We start from the raw sequence: 17118 nt of genomic DNA on the forward strand, positions 1-17118 counted from the left end.
GCGGCCGGTGCGGGGCCCGGCCCCGCACCGGCCGCGGTGCGTCGGTGGTTCCCCTACACCCGCTGCCACAGGGCGGGTGTGCCGTCCGGCGCCCACCGGCTCTGCGCCTGGTGGCTCTGGAGGCACTGGTAGCGCACCCCGGCGACGGTCACCGTGCTGCCGGCCTCGTAGACGCGGCCCGCCGCCCACTGGTCGTTCGCCGGCTCCTCCTGCGTGGCCTGCGTGCCCTTCTGCGCGGTCGCCGTCTTCAGGACCAGGCCGAAGTCGCTCAGGATGGGGTTGACCGGCTGGTAGTACGTGGTGCCGCCGCTGGTGCAGTTGCCCGAGCCGCCCGAGGTCACGCCCTGGGCCTGCGACCCGGACAGGTAGGAGCCACCGGAGTCCCCGGGCTCGGCGCACACCGTGGTCCGGGTGACCCCGTCGACGGTGCCCTCGGAGTAGCGGACGCTCGTGTCGTGCTGCTGGATGGTCCCGCAGTGCCAGCCCGTGGTGGAGCCGGAGCGGCAGATCGACGCCCCGACGAGCGCCTGCACGGAACCGGTGACCTGGGTCCTCTGCCCGCCCTCGCCCGCGACGTCGGCGGTGGCGGTCCAGTCGCTGTTCGCGGCCACCCAGGACATGTCCTTGCCGGGGAACGTGGAGGCCTGGAACTCGCCCTGCGCGGCCTGGTCGGCACCGGTCGTCCTGTTCCCCGGCTCGCCGCAGTGGCCCGCGGAGACGAAGCCCTGCTGCTCGCCCTTGGTGACGGAGAACCCGATGGAGCAGCGGGCGGAGTTCTCGATGTAGTACGCCTCGCCGCCCACGATGTCCGCCAGCGGCCGGGGCCGCTCGGCCGACACGACGACGGCGACACCGGCGTCCTGGGCGCCGGCCGCCTTGATGAACGAGGTGGCGGCCGTGCGCCGGGCCGCCTGCACGACGACCCGGTTCGACGGCACGTCCACGTACCAGACCGGGGCGTCCTTCGTCGCGGCCCCGGCGGCGGCCTTGTCCAGCTTCTCCTTGAGTGCCTGGAGGTCGGCGAGGGGACGCCGCACGACGGCCGCCTTGGCGCCCTGCGCCTCGATGGCCGACACGTCCGACGAGTGCGTCGTCGCCACGGTCAGCTCGGCGGCGGTCGACCCGGTCAGCCAGGCACCGGCGAAGCGCTGTCCGAGGGAGAGGCGCAGCCGGCCCGCGCGGACCCCCGCCTCCGCCTCGTTGACCAGGCGCTCGGCGGCCTGAGCGGACGTCAGCTTCAGATCGCGCTCCAGGGCCCGCAGCACCTGGGCCGGGGGCCGGTCGGCGCCGACCGTCTGGGCGGCGGTGGAAGCGGGCAGCGGCGCGGGAGGCGGCGCTGCCGCCGCGGCCGTGGTCATCGCGGTGACGGCGAGGACGCCGAGAGCGGTCAGGGCGGCGCGGCGGCCGTCCGTGGATCTGCCGAGCATGCGTGAGTACCTCCATCGAGTTCGCTTGGGTCTGCGACCAACGGAGGCCTTGACGAGAAGAGATCAGTAAATGTCAGAAAAGCTGTTTTTTAGCGCTATGGGGGGTCCTGCGGAGTGTCATGTGCATCAGTGATCCGGGCCCCCGGCGGCCCCCTGCGCGCCCTCAGACTTTCATCGTTCGTTTTCTTGAGTCGTTCGTGTTTAGCGCGATAGGTTGTCGGCATGACCGCAGCCCAGACTCCGACCCCCGCCGAGGAGCTCCGTGGCGCCGGCCTGCGGGTGACCGCCGCGCGTGTCGCCCTGCTGCAAGCCGTCCGCGCGGGGGACCACCTCGGCGTCGAGGCCATCGCCTCGGGGGTACGCGAGCGCGTCGGTCATGTCTCCCTCCAGGCCGTGTACGAAGGGCTTCACGCCCTCACGGCGGCGGGACTCATACGTCGTATCGAACCGGCCGGCAGCCCCGCCCGGTTCGAGGGCCGCGTCGGTGACAACCACCACCACGTCGTCTGCCGCTCGTGCGGTGTCGTCGCCGACGTCGACTGCGGGGTCGGCGAGGCGCCCTGTCTGACCGCCTCCGACGACCACGGCTTCGCCATCGACGAGGCCGAGGTCATCTACTGGGGCCTGTGCCCCGACTGCTCCACCACCACCGGTGCGCCCCGCGCACTGTGATTCACCTAGTCCGGAAGGTTTCCCATGGCTGAGAACTCCGATGCGATCGTCACCGACGCGAAGGCGGAGGGCACAGGCGGCTGCCCCGTCGCGCACGATCGCGCCCCCCACCCGACCCAGGGCGGCGGAAACCGCCAGTGGTGGCCAGAACGGCTCAACCTGAAGATCCTCGCCAAGGACCCGGTCGTCGCCAACCCGCTCGGCGCGGAGTTCGACTACCGCAAGGCGTTCGAGGCCCTCGACCTCGACGCCGTGAAGCGTGACATCGCCGAGGTGCTGACGAACTCGCAGGACTGGTGGCCCGCCGACTTCGGCAACTACGGCCCGCTGATGGTCCGTATGGCCTGGCACAGCGCCGGCACCTACCGCATCAGCGACGGCCGCGGCGGCGGCGGCCGCGGTCAGCAGCGCTTCGCCCCGCTGAACAGCTGGCCGGACAACGGCAACCTGGACAAGGCCCGCCGTCTGCTGTGGCCGGTCAAGAAGAAGTACGGCCAGTCCATCTCCTGGGCCGACCTCATGATCCTCACCGGTAACGTCGCCCTGGAGACCATGGGCTTCGAGACCTTCGGCTTCGGCGGCGGCCGCGCCGACGTGTGGGAGGCCGACGAGGACGTCTACTGGGGCCCCGAGACCACCTGGCTCGACGACAAGCGCTACAGCGGCGACCGCGAGCTGGAGAACCCGCTCGGCGCCGTCCAGATGGGCCTCATCTACGTCAACCCCGAGGGCCCCAACGGCAACCCGGACCCGATCGCCGCGGCCCGCGACATCCGTGAGACGTTCGGCCGCATGGCGATGAACGACGAGGAGACCGTCGCCCTCATCGCCGGTGGCCACACCTTCGGCAAGACCCACGGCGCCGGCCCGGCCGACGCCGTCGGCAACGACCCCGAGGCCGCCTCCATGGAGGAGCAGGGCCTGGGCTGGAAGTCCACGTACGGCACCGGCAAGGGCGGCGACGCGATCACGTCCGGCCTGGAGGTCACCTGGACCACCAAGCCGACCCAGTGGACGAACGACTTCTTCGACATCCTCTTCGGCTACGAGTGGGAGCTCACCGAGTCCCCGGCCGGCGCCAAGCAGTGGGTTGCCAAGGACGCCGAGGCGATCATCCCCGACGCCCACGACTCGTCGAAGAAGCGTCTGCCCACGATGCTCACCACCGACCTGGCGCTGCGCTTCGACCCGATCTACGGCCCGATCTCCAAGCGCTTCCACGAGAACCCGCAGGAGTTCGCGGACGCCTTCGCCCGCGCCTGGTACAAGCTGACCCACCGTGACCTCGGCCCGAAGTCCCTGTACCTCGGCCCGGAGGTCCCCGAGGAGACGCTGCTGTGGCAGGACCCGCTGCCGCAGGCCGAGGGCGAGCCCATCGACGCCGCCGACGTCGAGGTCCTCAAGGCCAAGATCCTCGAGTCCGGCCTGACCGTCTCACAGCTCGTCAGCACCGCCTGGGCGTCGGCCTCGACGTTCCGCGGCAGTGACAAGCGCGGCGGCGCCAACGGCGCCCGGATCCGCCTCGAGCCGCAGCGCGGCTGGGAGGTCAACGACCCCGACCAGCTCGCGCAGGTCCTGCGCGTCCTGGAGGGCGTCCAGAGCGAGTTCAACACCGGCGCCAAGAAGGTCTCCCTCGCCGACCTGATCGTCCTCGGCGGCTCCGCGGCCGTGGAGAAGGCCGCCAAGGACGGCGGGTTCGACGTCCAGGTGGCGTTCACGCCGGGCCGCGTCGACGCGACGGAGGAGCACACCGACGTCGAGTCGTTCGCCGCGCTGGAGCCGGCGGCCGACGGGTTCCGCAACTACCTCGGCAAGGGCAACCGCCTGCCGGCCGAGTACCTGCTGCTGGACCGCGCCAACCTGCTCACGCTGAGCGCCCCCGAGATGACCGTCCTGGTCGGCGGCCTGCGTGTGCTCGGTGCCAACCACCAGCAGTCGCAGCTGGGCGTCCTCACCGACACCCCCGGCGCCCTGACCAACGACTTCTTCGTCAACCTGCTCGACATGGGCATCACATGGAAGTCGACGTCCTCGGACCAGACCACGTTCGAGGGCCGGGACGCCGCCACCGGTGAGCTGAAGTGGGCCGGCAGCCGCGCCGACCTGGTCTTCGGCTCGAACTCCGAGCTGCGCGCGCTCGCCGAGGTCTACGCGAGCGACGACGCCAAGGAGAAGTTCGTGAAGGACTTCGTCGACGCCTGGGTCAAGGTCATGAACCTCGACCGGTACGACCTGGTCTGATCCCTCCCGCGAGACGTCCGGACGGCCGCGATGGCGGCCGTCCGGACGTCGTCGTGTGGGTCTCCGTACCTGTGCGTATGTGGGGGAGGCCACGCGGCGAACGTGGCGGCGGCCACGTCCCCGGGCGAGGGCGCGGGGCTACGGTGTCGGCGACCCCCGTACCCCGTCAGTCCCGGACGGTCCCGCAGTGCTCGCAGATCTCTCCCCGCTCATAGCGGCGACCACCCAGTGGCTGATCCGCTCCTACCCCGCGTGCGGCGGTGCCCTCGCCGACGCCCTCGGCGAGGTCCAGGCCCGGCAGGCCGTGACCGTCGCCGCCTGGCTGCGCTACCCCACCCCGACCGACGTCGCCCTCGTGTCGATGGCCGGCCCCGGCGGCTCGGCGGGTCTCGACTGGATCACCGGCGCCGACGCGGCCGTACCCGACGACACCGACGGCGCCTGGCGCACCTGGGTCGACGAGGTCGTGGCGAGCTGGGCGGCCTGCCTGCTCACCGACCCCGACCTGGCCCGGCGGGCCGTGGTCGCGACGGCCGAGGTCGCCCACGCGACCGCCGTGCCCGCCGAGTTCCGCCGTCTGGTGTCGCCCGATCCGTACGACCGTGAGGCGGCCGCGCTGCTGCGGCACCCCGACCTCGTGGCCCCCGTGGCCGCGCTGCACGGACCCGCCCTGCGGGACCGCCTCGACCCGGGCCGGGCCCTGGCCGCCTGAGCGGGCGCCCCGCTCAGGCCTTCTTGCCGCGGCCCGACAGCGCGTCGCGCATCCGGTCGACCAGACCCGCGCCCGGCGCCAGCAGCTTGTTGGCCGGCGGCTTGTCCGGGGCCGCCGGGTGCGGCCGCGTCGGCGCCGTCTTCTTCGCCATCCGCACCTTGTCGCCCAGCTCGTCCAGGGCCTCCGGCGTGCAGGCCGCCCGCAGCTTCGGGAAGAGGTTCTGCTCCTCGTCCGCGATGTGGGCGCGCACCTCCGTCGTCAGCCGGTTGATCAGCCGGTTGAACGCGGTGTCCTCGACGTCGCAGCCCTCGAGGTCCTTCATGATCTGCTCGGCCTCGGCGTGGTCCTCGATCTCCCGGTCGGCGATCGCGTCGCCGCCCTCCACATGCCTGCGGACCGCCGGGTAGAGGTACTGCTCCTCGGCCACCGAGTGCCGGATCAGCTCGATCGTGACCTGGTCGGCGTACAGCTTTCGGTCCTTGTCACCGGGCGGAAGAGCCTCGATCTTCCCGAAGAGCTCCTCGACCTCGCGGTGATCGGTCATCAGCTCGTCGATGACGTCTCCGCCGTGCCCCATCGTCTCCACCTCCGCTTCGCACGGGCGGCCCCGGCCGGGCCGCCGCGGACCCCGGGTGCCCGCCCCGGCCGGGCTCACACGGCCCCCGTAGGGTGCGGGCATGACCTCGCAGACCTACCTCTCCGAACTGTTCTCCCTGGACGACCGGGTCGCCGTCGTGACCGGGGGCAGCTCCGGCATCGGCCGCGCCATCACCGAGGCCCTGGCCCGCGCCGGCGCCCGGGTCGTGGTCGTCGCCCGCCGGGAGGCGGAGCTGGCCGCCACGGTCGCCGCCCTGGAGGAGCACGGCTGCCGCGCGGCCTGGGTCAGCGCCGACCTGAGCACCCGCGACGGCGTGCGGACGGCGGCCGAGGAGGCCGCCGCGGTGTTCGGCGAGCCCGACATCCTCGTCAACTCCGCCGGCGTCAACCTGCGGCCCCCGCTGGGCGAGCTCGGCGAGGACGTCTGGGACGCCACCATGGCCGTGAACCTGGAGGCGCCGTTCCTGCTGGGGCAGCGGTTCGGACCCGGCATGGCCGAGCGGGGCTTCGGCCGGATCATCCACATCACCTCGCAGCAGGCCCACCGCGCCCTTGTCCAGAGCGGCGCCTACGGCGTCTCCAAGGGCGGCCTGGAGTCGCTGGCCCGCTCTCAGGCGGAGGCGTGGTCGCCGTACGGCGTCACCAGCAACACGCTCGTGCCGGGGTTCGTCATGACGCCCCTGAACGCCCGGCTGTCGTCCGACCCGGAGAAGGTCACCGCGCTCGCCGCGCGCACCCTCATCGGCCGCAACGGCCTGGCGGAGGACTTCGCGGGCGCCGCCGTGTTCCTCGCGAGCACCGCGTCCGCCTATGTCACCGGGCAGTCGATCTTCGTGGACGGCGGGTTCTCCGTCCACTAGCACCTGGTCTCACAGCGTCCTGTCAGCGCAGGTCGAGCCGCATCAGGACGCGGGGATGCCCGGCCAGGACGGACGTGGTGCCGGCGGCGTACTCGAACCCGGCCCGCTCGAAGTTCCGGCGCAGCCCGGCGTACGCCATGGTCACGTCGACCCGGGTGTCCCCGTCGTCCCCGGTGTCGATGGGGTACGCCTCCAGCACCGGCGCGCCCCGGTCGCGGGCGAACGCGACGGCCCCGGCGATCAGGGAGTGGGTGACGCCCCGCTTGCGGTGGCCGGGCCGCACCCGCAGGCACCACAGCGACCACACCGGCAGATCGTCGACGTGCGGGATCGTGCGGCTGCGGGCGTACGACGTGGCCGCGCGCGGCGCCACCGCCGCCCAGCCGACCGGCTCGTCGCCGTCGTACGCGATCACCCCGGGCGGCGGGTCCGCGCGGCACAGCTCGGCGACGTACGCGCCGCGGTCCGGGCCGCGCAACTGCTTCTCGATCTTCGAGGAAAGGCGGTGGCTCAGACACCAGCAGACGCTCGCCGTGGGCGACTTGGGGCCGATGAGGGTGCGGACGTCCTCGAAGACCTCGGCGGGGCGCACGTCGAACTCCATGACGCGCACGATGCCATGATCCACCGCCGGGGCGCAGGCCGTTTTGCTCAGGCGGGCGTCCGGAAGGCGTGCAGCGTCCCGGTGACCTCCTCGTCGGAGACGGCACCGAAGTCCTCGTACCACTCACCGACCGCGTGCAGCCCGGGCGGCTGGACGAGACAGAGGAGGTCGTCGCACTCGGCCCGCAGCGCGCGGACCGTGCGCGGACTGCCGACGGGAACCGCCAGCACCAGGCGCGCGGGAGCGTGCCGGTGCACGAACCGCAGGGCGGCCGTGGCCGTCAGCCCGGTGGTCAGCCCGTCGTCCACGAGGACGACCGTGCGGCCCTCCACGGACGGCAGCGGGCGACGGCCGCGGTAGCGGTACTCGCGCCGGTGCAGCGCGTTGCGCTCGGTCACGACGATGTCGCCCAGCCGGTCCTCGGACAGATGCATCATCGCCAGGCTGTTGCGGTCGTACAACGGCGGATCGTCGGCGACGAGCGCGCCGATCGTGGTCTCCGGCCGGACCGGCGTGCTGATCTCGCCGGCGACCAGGACGTCCAGGGGCGCCTGCAGCGCGCGGGCCACCTCGGCGGCCACGGGCACACCGCCGGGCGGCAGGGCCAGGACGAGGAGGTCGAAGGGGTCACCGGAACCGGTCCGCCCGGCCAGGCGCAGGGCCAGTTCCCGTCCGGCGTGGGTGCGGTCGCGGAAGGACATGGCACTCCTCCTCGGCGTCGGCGCGGGCGCCGGGTGCCCGGCCCGCCCCCGCCGAAACGCCGGACGGGCCCGGCCGCCCGGCGCCCGCCCACATACGGTGCCGGACCGGGGGTACCCGGTGCGTCCGGCCGCGTACGTCACGGGCCGCCCGTGACCGGTCCGCGGCGACTCCCAGGGCGAGGGGACGCACCATGACCGACCCCGACTTCGACAACACGGCATCGGCCACGCAGGACGCCCTGCGCACGGTCGTGGAGAAGGGCGCCGACCAGACGGCGCTGAGCACATTGGCGGACAGCGAGGTACTGGTGCCGGCCGCGGCGGACGGCGAGGGCCCTGGCCCGGCGGCCCTGACGCTCCCGGTGTTCGAACAGCAGGACGGCACCTCGCTGGTGCCGGTCTTCACGTCGTCGGCCCGGCTGGAGGAGGCCATGCCGCAGACGACCCGGCACCACACGGTCCGGCTCGGCGCGCTGGCCCACGGCTGGCCCTCCGACGAGCTCTCCCTGGTGATCGACGCCGGGTCGCCCGAGCAGCTGGCGCTGACCGCGCAGGGCGTACGGGCACTGCTCGACCGCGACCAGGACGTCTGACCCCGGTCGCGTGCCGCGTGCCGCGGGCCGCGCCTGCGTTCGGGGGATGCCGGGCTTGATCGCTTTTGGGGTCCGGCCGGGCGGGAACCCGGACCCGGATCGTGCCCGTTCGACCGGTCCAGGAGGCCGTCGTGACCGACCCGCAGCACCGGCAGCAAGACCCGGCCACCCAGCACCCGCAGCCCGACTTCCCCGCGCAGGACCAGCGGCATCCGGGCTGGACCGGCCCCATGGACCCGCCGCCGGACCACGGCGAGGACACCTACCGCGGTTCCGGTCGGCTGGAGGGCCGTGCGACCGTCGTCACCGGCGGCGACTCCGGCATCGGGCGGGCCGTCGCGCTGGCCTTCGCCCGCGAGGGCGCCGACGTGCTGTTCACCTACCTGAAGGAGGAGGCCGAGGAGGCCCGCGAGACGGCGCGGCTGGTCGAGGAGGCCGGTCGCAAGGCGGTCGCCGTGCCCTGCGACATCCGGGACGAGGACAACTGCCGGGCGCTGATCGAGCGGGCCGTCGGGGAGTTCGGGCGGATCGACGTGCTGGTGAACAACGCCGCCTACCAGATGTCCCAGCCGGACGGCATCGAGGCGATCAGCACCGAGCAGTTCGACCGCGTGATGCGCACCAACCTCTACGGGATGTTCTGGCTGACGAAGTTCGCCGTGCCGCACATCCCGAAGGGCGGCAGTGTCATCAACACGACGTCGATCCAGGCGTACAAGCCGAGCCCGCATCTGCTCGACTACGCCATGACGAAGGGCGCGATCGTCACCTTCACCCAGGGGCTGGCCCAGATGCTGGTGGAGCGCGGCATCCGCGTGAACGCCGTCGCCCCGGGCCCGGTGTGGACGCCGCTGATCCCGGCGACGCTGCCCGACACCACCGAGTTCGGCAAGCAGAGCCCCATGGGCCGTCCGGCCCAGCCGGCCGAGCTGGCCCCCGCCTACGTGTACCTCGCCTCCCAGGAGGCCGGCTTCATCACGGCGGAGGTCCTCAACGCGACGGGCGGCACCCCGCTGCCGTAGCCGGTCTCCCGTACACGTGCCGTAGCCGGTCCCGCGTACACGGGATTCTCACCCGCCGCCGGGTGTGGGTCCCGTGTACGCGGGTAAGGCGGCGGCATGACTGGCAGCAGACCCGCCACAGGACGCTGGGCCGTCCGACTGACCGTCCGGTACGCCGGGCTGCGCGGCGGCCGTCGAGAGCGCATGGTGGTGTCATGAGCACGCGTCCCCTCGTGGTGGTGCAGCCGCCGGAACCGGACGGCGGGCGTCCGGTGGCGATCCGTGGCGAGGCCGCGGGCACCGCGTACAGCCTGTTCGACGTGATGGACCTGGTCCACCGCGCGGGCCTGCCCGCCGAGGACCGGGCCGTCGACGATCCCGAGCTGATCGAGTGGCGCGGCGGCGGGCCCTACGACTGGACCGCGCGCGGCTCGGACACCCCGTCGGACGACACCGCGGACACGTCGCCCGACCCGTGACGCCGCGGCCCGCGCCCCCCGGCCGAAGGAGCCGTCATGCCGGACGCGGCCCGCGCCCCCTCGCCGAAGGAGCCGTCATGCCGGACATGGAGCAGGACGAGGCGCGGGAGCGGTTCGCCGCGGCGCGGGTCGCGCGGCTGGCGACGATCGCCCCGTCGGGGCGCCCGCACCTGGTGCCGGTCGTCTTCGCGCTGCGCGGTGACGACGTGGTGACCGCCGTCGACGACAAGCCGAAGCGCACGCCCCGCCCGGCGCGGCTGCACGACATCGCCGTCCATCCGGCCGTCTGCCTCCTCGCGGACCGCTACGACGACGACTGGGAGCGGCTGTGGTGGGTGCGGGCCGACGGCGGCGCCCGCGTCCTCGAACCCGGGGCGCCCGACGAGCAGACCCGCGCGGGACGCGAGGAGGCGGTGGAACTGCTGCGGGGCAAGTACCCGCAGTACGCGGACCGGCCGCCGCAGGGACCGGTCATCGTCGTCTCCGTCCTGCACTGGACCGGATGGACGTACGGCTCGGAGAGCTGACGCCCAGGGGCGCCCATTGACCTCACGCTGTCCACGGACGTAACCTACGTCTTCATATGTAGACAGCTTCAGACAGCTCCCGCAGATCGGCGTCCCGTCATGACCCAGCCCGTCGTCACCTGCCTGTCCGTGTATCCGGTCGCCGGACACGACGCGATGCTCCTCAACCTGTCCGGCGCGCACGCCCCGTACTTCACCCGCAACATCGTCGTCCTGGAGGACTCCGAGGGCCGCACCGGACTCGGGGAGGTGCCCGGCGGCGAGGCGATCACCCGGACCCTGCGCGACGCCGCGCCCCTGGTCGTCGGCGCCCGCGTGGGGGACTACAAGAGGGTCCTGCGCGCGATCGGAGCGGCGTTCGCCGACCGGGACGCCGGCGGGCGCGGTGCGCAGACCTTCGACCTGCGCACCACCGTGCACGCGGTCACGGCCGTCGAGTCCGCCCTGCTGGACCTGCTCGGGCAGCATCTGGAGGTCCCGGTCGCCGCCCTGCTCGGCGACGGCAAGCAGCGCGACACGGTCCGCGTGCTCGGCTACCTGTTCTTCGTGGGCGACGCGGACCGCACCGGCCTGGACTACGTGCGCGACCCGAGCTCACCGGTCGACTGGTACCGGGTCCGGTACGAGGAGGCGCTGACCCCCGAGGCGATCGTCCGGCAGGCCGAGGCGGCCCACGCCCTGTACGGCTTCCAGGACTTCAAGCTCAAGGGCGGCGTGCTGCCCGGCCCGCGGGAGGTGGAGGCCGTCCGCGCGCTCAAGGGCCGCTTCCCGGACGCGCGGATCACCCTGGACCCCAACGGCGCCTGGTCGCTGCGCGAGGCCGTCGAGCTGTGCCGTCCGCTCGTCGGCACCCTGGCCTACGCCGAGGACCCGTGCGGGGCGGAGGACGGCTACTCGGGCCGGGAGGTCCTCGCGGAGTTCCGCCGGGCCACCGGACTGCCCACGGCCACCAACATGGTCGCCACCGACTGGCGGCAGCTGACCCACGCGCTCGCCCTGCAGGCGGTGTCGATCCCGCTGGCCGACCCGCACTTCTGGACGATGCAGGGGTCGGTGCGCGTCGCCCAGCTGTGCCACGCCGCGGGGCTGACCTGGGGGTGCCATTCCAACAACCACTTCGACATCTCGCTGGCGATGATGGCGCACTGCGGTGCCGCGGCACCGGGGGAGTACAACGCCCTGGACACCCACTGGATCTGGCAGGAGGGCCGCGAACGGCTCACCGTCGAACCGCCCAGGATCACCGGCGGCGAGGTCGCCGTGCCGGACACCCCCGGACTGGGCGTCCGGCTGGACCGCGACCGGCTGCTCGCCGCCCACGAACTCCACCGTGAGAAGGCCCTGTCGGGCCGCGACGACGCCGCCGGTATGCGGCACCTCGTCGAAGGCTGGACCTTCGATCCCAAGCGGCCCTGCCTGGTGCGCTGACCGGCTCCGCCTCCGTCAGCCCGCCTCGGCGCGCGGAAGCACCGTCACCCGTCGGAAGTTGCACGCGGCCCAGTGCGCCGGCCCGTCGGCCGGCGGGCCGCCCTGATGGGCCTTCAGAGCGACACTGACGAGGCTCATCAGCAGATCGACGTCCGCCTCGCAGCCCAGATGGAGCGTCACCCAGCGCGACCCCGGCACCAGCCGCACCGCCGTGGACTCCCACAGATTCCGCCCGAAGCGCTGGATCGCGGGAAGGGTGAGATGCAGATCCACGTCCCGGTCGGAGTGGAAGTGCACGATCTCGCTGTGGGCGGAGCGCAGGGCCCGCCCCGCGCCACAGCCGGCCGGACCCGCGCTGAGGTCGGGCCAGACTTCCAGGCGTTCCATGGCGCGTTGGGCCAGTGTCATGGCCCCATAGTCGCGCGATCATGGCCCGGCAACCAGAGGTTGGACGAACCGTAACCGGCGCGTGAGGTCGCACACACCGCCCGCTACCGGGGCGGCGGGCGGTGTGCGCAGCGCACGGGACACCGGAGGCGGAACGGCTACCGCGCGCCGGTCCAGTTGTGCGCGACGTCGACGACGATCCGGCCGTCCGCCACCCACACCCGGAACGGCAGCCGGGCCCGCACGCCGAGTCCGATCTGCGTGTCCCCCTCGAAGCTCCCGACGAACCGGGCGTCGCGGAACGTCCGGTACCCCGTGAGGTTCACCCCCGGCAGCCGCTGACCGGCCCGGGCCGGATACGTGGGCCGGCCGCTGTCGGCGTCGTAGGCGGGCGCGTTGACCCGCACCTCGATCACGGCCCCGCCGCCGACGGTGACGGGACGCCCCGAACCGTCCTGGTGGACGCGGCTCACGTACTGGACGGTGTAGCCGAGCCGCCCGGTGCCCGCACCGGGGACGTCGACGACCATGCGGTCGAAGCAGTCGTGCCGGCCGGTCCTGACGTTCGTCACCGACTTCATCGTGGCGGCCGAGCGGGTCTCGGCCTGGCTGCCCCAACCGGTGGGGCAGGCCGTTGCCTTGGTGGTGGTGGTCGTGGCGGCCCCGGCCGGGACGGCCGCCACGGCCGACGTGGCGGCCACGAGCGCGGCGGTCGCCGCCCACGCCATTCTTGTTCGTCCCATTGTGTCCCCAGAGAGGTGAAGTGCCTGATATCAGAGGAGACAACCGACTTGGTGGAAAGGTTGCACGCAGACGGAACTTCGTGGTCCGCACGGGGGACAGAGCCCGCCCGCGCCCCCCGGCCGGCACCGGGCACGCGCCGTACGCTGGGCCCCGTGCACAGCAGCTTCGACACTCCGGGCGCGGCGGCCGCTCACTTCACGGGCTTCGCCGCGACCGGTGAACGGCCCCTGACCGCGACGCTGACCGAAGTGACCCTGGACGGCGGGCGCGTGGTCGTGGTCAAGCGTGGCGACGGCGACCGGGCGGCCCGCGCCGAGGCCGCCGGACTGCGCTGGCTGGCCGACTCCGGCACCGTACGCGTCCCGCGGGTCCACGGCCACGACGCGCGCTGGCTCGTCACCGACCGGGTCGTCACCGGCCGGCCCGGCGCCGAGGCCGCCGAGCGCTTCGGTCAGGACCTCGCCGCCCTGCACGCCTCGGGCGCCCCCGCGTTCGGCGCGCCCCCGCCCGGCGGACCCGAGGACGCGTACATCGGCCGCGCCGCCCTGCGCAACACCACCGGCCCCGACTGGCCCGCCTGGTACGCCGCGCACCGCGTCCTGCCGTACGTGCGCCGGGCCGTCGACGCGGGCACGCTGCGCCCCGCCGAGGCGGCCGTGTTCGAGCAGGTCTGCGAGCGGCTGCCCGAGCTTGCCGGCCCCGCCGAGCCTGCCGCGCGGCTGCACGGCGACCTGTGGAACGGCAACGTGCTGTGGGGAGCCGACGGGCACGTCCGGCTGATCGACCCGGCCGCGCACGGCGGGCACCGCGAGACCGACCTCGCGATGCTCCGGCTCTTCGGCTGCCCCCACCTGGACCGCGTCCTGGACGGCTACCGGCAGCGGGCCCCGCTCGCCGACGGCTGGACCGGACGCGTCGGCCTGCACCAGCTCTTCCCGCTCCTCGTCCACACCGTCCTGTTCGGCCGCGGCTACGCCGAACAGGCCCTCACGACCGCGAGGGCGGCTCTCCGCGTCCAGGGCGTGTGACCGGAAAGGTTCACCGGCTCGCGGCGCCCGGCACGGCACCTCGCGCGGCGAACCTTCCCGGTCACAGCACTAGAGAACAGTCGTCAGGCCGGCCGACAGCTGAGCGAGGCGTTCGGCGTCGGGGGTGCCCGGCTCGGCCGTGTAGACCATGAGCCGCAGATCGCTGCCGGACACCGCGAGGATGTCGCAGTCCACGGTGAGCGGGCCGGCCTCGGGGTGGTCGACGACCTTGCGGCCGGTCTCGTGCCGGCCGACCGCGCCCGACTCCCACAGCCCGGCGAAGCGCGGACTGCGCTCACGCAACCGCGCGACCAGCTCCCGCAGCCGGGGGTCCTCGGGATAGCGGCTCACGGTCGCCCGCAGGTCGGCGACGATCCCCGCCTGGAACTCCCGCCGCTCACGCTCCGTGTGCCGGACCCGGCCCCGCGGCCCGAGGAACGCCCGCCACACGCCGTTGCGTTCGAAGCCGCGCAGCTCGCGCGGGTCCCCCAAGAGGGCGGCGTACGGGGGATTGGCCTCCAGCAGCGTCCAGGAGGCGTCGTGGACACCGACCGGCGTGCCGCTCAGCCGGTCCAGCAGCCGCCGCACGCTCGGCGTGAGATGCCCGGGGACCGTCTCCGGGCCGGGCGGCGCCAGCTCCGCCAGCCGGAACAGATGTGCGCGCTCGTCCGCCGACAGCCGCAGGGCGCGGGCCAGCGCCTCGACGATCTGCGCGGACGGATTGCTCGCCCGGCCCTGTTCGAGCCGCGTGACGTAGTCGGCCGAGATCCCGGCCAGCAGGGCCAGTTCCTCACGGCGCAGCCCGGCCGCCCTGCGGTGCCCGCCCGTGGGCAGCCCCGCGGCATGCGGCGGGACCCGGTCCCGCCAGCGGCGCAGCGCCCGCCCGAGTTCCGTCGCCGTCATGCCCCCAGTGAACACCGTCCGCCGGGCGGATGCCTGGTACCGGCGGTCCCAGGAAGACGGGACTGCTGGCAGCCGGCCCCGCCGCGCAGGAGGCTGGACGCATGACGACGACACTCATCACCGGAGCGAACAAGGGACTCGGCCTGGAGACGGCCCGCCGGCTCGTCGAGGCCGGCCACACCGTGTACGTCGGCGCCCGGGACGCCGACCGGGGCCGTACGGCAGCGGAACGGATCGGCGCCCGGTTCGTGCTGCTCGACGTCACCGACGACGCCTCCGTCCAGGCAGCCGCGAAGACCGTCGAAGCCGACGGCGGGCTCGACGTCCTGGTCAACAACGCCGGCATCGAACTGCGCGGCCCGGACAACAGCGTGCCCGCGGCCGGTGACACCACCGCCGACGAGATGCGCACCGTGTTCGAGACGAACGTCTTCGGCGTCGTGCGCGTGACCCACGCATTCCTGCCGTTGCTCCAGCGATCCCCGGTACCCGTCGTGGTGAACGTCAGCAGCGGTCTCGCCTCGCTGGCCGGGCTGTCCGACCCGGACTCGCCGGCGCACTTCTACCAGGCCCTCGCCTACCCGTCCTCCAAGACGGCGGTCAACATGATCACCGTGCAGTACGCCAAGGCGTTCCCGAACCTGCGGATCAACGCCGTGGAGCCCGGATTCACCGCCACCGACCTCAACGGCCGCACCGGCACCCAGAGCGTCGAGCAGGGCGCCGAGATCATCGTGCGGATGGCGCTGACCGGCCCCGACGGCCCGACCGGCGGCTACTTCGACATCAACGGGCCGCTGCCCTGGTGAGACGCGGGGGCGGGCGGCGCCTCAGACGACGCCGTCGGCGTGCAGAGCCGCGATCTCCTCGGGGGTGCGGCCGAGTTCGGCGAGGATCGCGTCCGTGTGCTCGCCGGCGGCGGGGACGGGGTCCATCCGGGCGGGGACGCCCACCAGGTCGGCCGGCGGCAGCAGGGCGCGGACGCTCGCGCCGCCCGGCACGGCCACCGCGCCCCAGCGGCCGCGGGCGGCCAGCACCGGGTGGTCCAGGAAGGCGGCGATGTCGTTGACGCCCGCGCAGGCGACGCCGATGTCCTCCAGCTCCTTGAGGATCTCCCCGGCGGTGGAGCGGGCGCAGCGCTCGGCGACGACCGCGTCGACCTCGGCGCGGTGCGCGACGCGGGCCGAACTCGTCGCGAACCGCGGGTCGTCGGTCAGCTCGGGCCGCCCCAGGAACCGGGCGCAGAGCACCGCCCACTCGCGCTCGTTCTGGATGGAGAGCAGCACCTGCCGCCCGTCGGCCGCCGTGAACGCCCCGTACGGGGCGAGCGTGGGGTGCCGGGTGCCCAGCCGCTCGGGCTGCGCACCGCCGTACTCGGTGTAGTAGGCGGGCTGCCCCATCCACTCCGCCAGCGCCTCGAACAGGGACACCTCCACCGGGTGGACGGACCCCGTGGTGGCGCGGGTGAACAGCGCGGTGAGGATGCCGCTGTAGGCGTACATGCCGGCCGCGATGTCGGCCACGGAGATCCCGACACGGGCGCCGCTCCCGGCGTCCCCGGTCAGCGACACCAGCCCGGTCTGGCACTGCACGAGCAGGTCGTACGACTTGCGGTCGGCCCACGGTCCGGTGGTGCCGTAGCCGGAGATCGTGCAGGGGATCAGGCGGGGCCGGCGCTCGGTGAGCTCCGCCGTCCCGAGGCCGAGCCGGCCGGCCGCGCCCGGTGCCAGGTTCTGCACGAAGACGTCGGCGCCGTCCAGGAGCCCGTGCAGGATCTCCCGTCCGCGCGGCGACTTCAGGTCCAGCGTGAGGGATTCCTTGGAGCGGTTCAGCCACACGAAATAGCTGGACTGCCCGTGCACCGTGGTGTCGTACCGGCGGGCGAAGTCACCCTCGCCGGGCCGCTCCACCTTGATCACCCGCGCGCCGAGGTCGGCGAGCTGCCGGGTGGCGTAGGGCGCGGCGACGGCCTGTTCGAGGCTGACGACGGTGATGCCGGTGAGGGGGAGACGCGGGGTGCTCATGACGCCATGTGTACGGCCCCGCCCAAGATCACGTCAATGACGGGCCGGCCGCGGACCAGGTCAGACGGGCAGGCGGAGCGTCTCGACGGCCCGGACGAGGGGGGCGAGTTCGGGGTTGCGGGCGGCGTCGTCGAGGGCTTCGCGGAGGGCTTTGTCGTTGGTGGGGCGGGCCTGGTCGAGGAGGCGGAGT

At 73.4% G+C, this 17118-nt stretch carries 19 protein-coding genes and 1 pseudogene; 11 read left to right on the forward strand and 9 right to left on the reverse strand.

The features are described from left to right. Positions 1 to 53 precede the first annotated feature (53 nt). Positions 54 to 1427, reverse strand: a complete 1374-nt coding sequence (locus tag ADL34_RS24445) for an alpha-lytic protease prodomain-containing protein (RefSeq protein ID WP_062671688.1) — start codon at positions 1425 to 1427, stop codon at positions 54 to 56. A gap of 222 nt (positions 1428 to 1649) precedes the next feature. Here ADL34_RS24445 and ADL34_RS24450 point away from each other — a divergent pair, with 222 nt between their 5' ends. The 3 genes from ADL34_RS24450 to ADL34_RS24460 all read left to right on the forward strand — a co-directional run bounded on the left by ADL34_RS24450 (position 1650) and on the right by ADL34_RS24460 (position 5052). After that, the gene (locus ADL34_RS24450) at positions 1650 to 2099 is read left to right on the forward strand and encodes a Fur family transcriptional regulator (RefSeq protein ID WP_062671686.1); all 450 of its coding nucleotides are present in this window, start codon (positions 1650 to 1652) and stop codon (positions 2097 to 2099) included. Positions 2100 to 2123: 24 nt separating this feature from the next. Beyond that, complete coding sequence (gene katG, locus ADL34_RS24455; protein WP_062671684.1) at positions 2124 to 4340, forward strand: catalase/peroxidase HPI; 2217 nt, start codon at positions 2124 to 2126, stop codon at positions 4338 to 4340. 187 nt (positions 4341 to 4527) lie between these two features. Then, positions 4528 to 5052, forward strand: coding sequence for a hypothetical protein (locus tag ADL34_RS24460; RefSeq protein WP_062671682.1), 525 nt, complete (start codon positions 4528 to 4530; stop codon positions 5050 to 5052). Between the two features lie 13 nt (positions 5053 to 5065). Here the strand turns inward: ADL34_RS24460 and ADL34_RS24465 are convergent, their stop codons facing one another. Beyond that, positions 5066 to 5629, reverse strand: coding sequence for a hemerythrin domain-containing protein (locus ADL34_RS24465; RefSeq protein WP_062671680.1), 564 nt, complete (start codon positions 5627 to 5629; stop codon positions 5066 to 5068). A 100-nt stretch (positions 5630 to 5729) separates the two neighbouring features. On the opposite strand from ADL34_RS24465, the gene ADL34_RS24470 reads away from it, so the two are divergent. Continuing rightward, complete coding sequence (locus tag ADL34_RS24470; protein WP_062671678.1) at positions 5730 to 6509, forward strand: SDR family NAD(P)-dependent oxidoreductase; 780 nt, start codon at positions 5730 to 5732, stop codon at positions 6507 to 6509. A gap of 22 nt (positions 6510 to 6531) precedes the next feature. Here the strand turns inward: ADL34_RS24470 and ADL34_RS24475 are convergent, their stop codons facing one another. After that, positions 6532 to 7113 (reverse strand): GNAT family N-acetyltransferase, encoded by a 582-nt coding sequence (locus ADL34_RS24475; protein ID WP_062671676.1) that lies wholly within the window; start codon positions 7111 to 7113, stop codon positions 6532 to 6534. 47 nt (positions 7114 to 7160) lie between these two features. Then, positions 7161 to 7814, reverse strand: coding sequence for a phosphoribosyltransferase (locus ADL34_RS24480; protein ID WP_062671674.1), 654 nt, complete (start codon positions 7812 to 7814; stop codon positions 7161 to 7163). Positions 7815 to 8005: 191 nt separating this feature from the next. Between ADL34_RS24480 and ADL34_RS24485 the strand changes: the two genes are divergently transcribed. The 5 genes from ADL34_RS24485 to ADL34_RS24505 all read left to right on the forward strand — a co-directional run bounded on the left by ADL34_RS24485 (position 8006) and on the right by ADL34_RS24505 (position 11842). Continuing rightward, positions 8006 to 8407 (forward strand): SseB family protein, encoded by a 402-nt coding sequence (locus ADL34_RS24485; RefSeq protein ID WP_062671673.1) that lies wholly within the window; start codon positions 8006 to 8008, stop codon positions 8405 to 8407. Between the two features lie 131 nt (positions 8408 to 8538). Further along, on the forward strand, positions 8539 to 9429 hold the full coding sequence (locus ADL34_RS24490) for an SDR family oxidoreductase (protein WP_062671668.1): 891 nt from the start codon (positions 8539 to 8541) through the stop codon (positions 9427 to 9429). 194 nt (positions 9430 to 9623) lie between these two features. Beyond that, positions 9624 to 9887 carry a hypothetical protein gene (locus ADL34_RS24495; protein WP_062671666.1) on the forward strand — a complete coding sequence of 88 codons (264 nt, stop codon included), beginning with the start codon at positions 9624 to 9626 and terminating at the stop codon, positions 9885 to 9887. A gap of 77 nt (positions 9888 to 9964) precedes the next feature. Further along, on the forward strand, positions 9965 to 10414 hold the full coding sequence (locus tag ADL34_RS24500) for a TIGR03668 family PPOX class F420-dependent oxidoreductase (protein WP_062671664.1): 450 nt from the start codon (positions 9965 to 9967) through the stop codon (positions 10412 to 10414). Between the two features lie 99 nt (positions 10415 to 10513). After that, complete coding sequence (locus tag ADL34_RS24505) at positions 10514 to 11842, forward strand: enolase C-terminal domain-like protein (RefSeq protein WP_062671662.1); 1329 nt, start codon at positions 10514 to 10516, stop codon at positions 11840 to 11842. Positions 11843 to 11857: 15 nt separating this feature from the next. Here the strand turns inward: ADL34_RS24505 and ADL34_RS24510 are convergent, their stop codons facing one another. Beyond that, positions 11858 to 12250, reverse strand: a complete 393-nt coding sequence (locus tag ADL34_RS24510) for a luciferase family protein (RefSeq protein WP_062671660.1) — start codon at positions 12248 to 12250, stop codon at positions 11858 to 11860. Between the two features lie 137 nt (positions 12251 to 12387). After that, on the reverse strand, positions 12388 to 12972 hold the full coding sequence (locus tag ADL34_RS24515; RefSeq protein ID WP_234375101.1) for an AMIN-like domain-containing (lipo)protein: 585 nt from the start codon (positions 12970 to 12972) through the stop codon (positions 12388 to 12390). Positions 12973 to 13125: 153 nt separating this feature from the next. Between ADL34_RS24515 and ADL34_RS24520 the strand changes: the two genes are divergently transcribed. Next, the gene (locus ADL34_RS24520) at positions 13126 to 14001 is read left to right on the forward strand and encodes a fructosamine kinase family protein (protein WP_062671656.1); all 876 of its coding nucleotides are present in this window, start codon (positions 13126 to 13128) and stop codon (positions 13999 to 14001) included. Positions 14002 to 14070: 69 nt separating this feature from the next. Here the strand turns inward: ADL34_RS24520 and ADL34_RS24525 are convergent, their stop codons facing one another. After that, positions 14071 to 14904 carry a helix-turn-helix domain-containing protein gene (locus tag ADL34_RS24525; protein WP_062671654.1) on the reverse strand — a complete coding sequence of 278 codons (834 nt, stop codon included), beginning with the start codon at positions 14902 to 14904 and terminating at the stop codon, positions 14071 to 14073. Between the two features lie 101 nt (positions 14905 to 15005). Between ADL34_RS24525 and ADL34_RS24530 the strand changes: the two genes are divergently transcribed. After that, the gene (locus ADL34_RS24530) at positions 15006 to 15713 is read left to right on the forward strand and encodes an SDR family NAD(P)-dependent oxidoreductase (RefSeq protein WP_062671651.1); all 708 of its coding nucleotides are present in this window, start codon (positions 15006 to 15008) and stop codon (positions 15711 to 15713) included. Between the two features lie 21 nt (positions 15714 to 15734). On the opposite strand, the gene ADL34_RS24535 is transcribed toward ADL34_RS24530, so the two are convergent. Next, entirely contained in the window at positions 15735 to 16928 is a 1194-nt protein-coding gene (locus ADL34_RS24535) for a CaiB/BaiF CoA transferase family protein (RefSeq protein WP_062671649.1), read from the reverse strand. A gap of 60 nt (positions 16929 to 16988) precedes the next feature. Next, positions 16989 to 17118, reverse strand: a pseudogene (locus ADL34_RS24540) (MarR family transcriptional regulator); the annotation flags it as partial.

The sequence above is a fragment of the Streptomyces sp. NRRL WC-3605 genome (assembly GCF_001509795.1).
GTDB classification, from domain to species: Bacteria; Actinomycetota; Actinomycetes; order Streptomycetales; family Streptomycetaceae; genus Streptomyces; species Streptomyces viridochromogenes.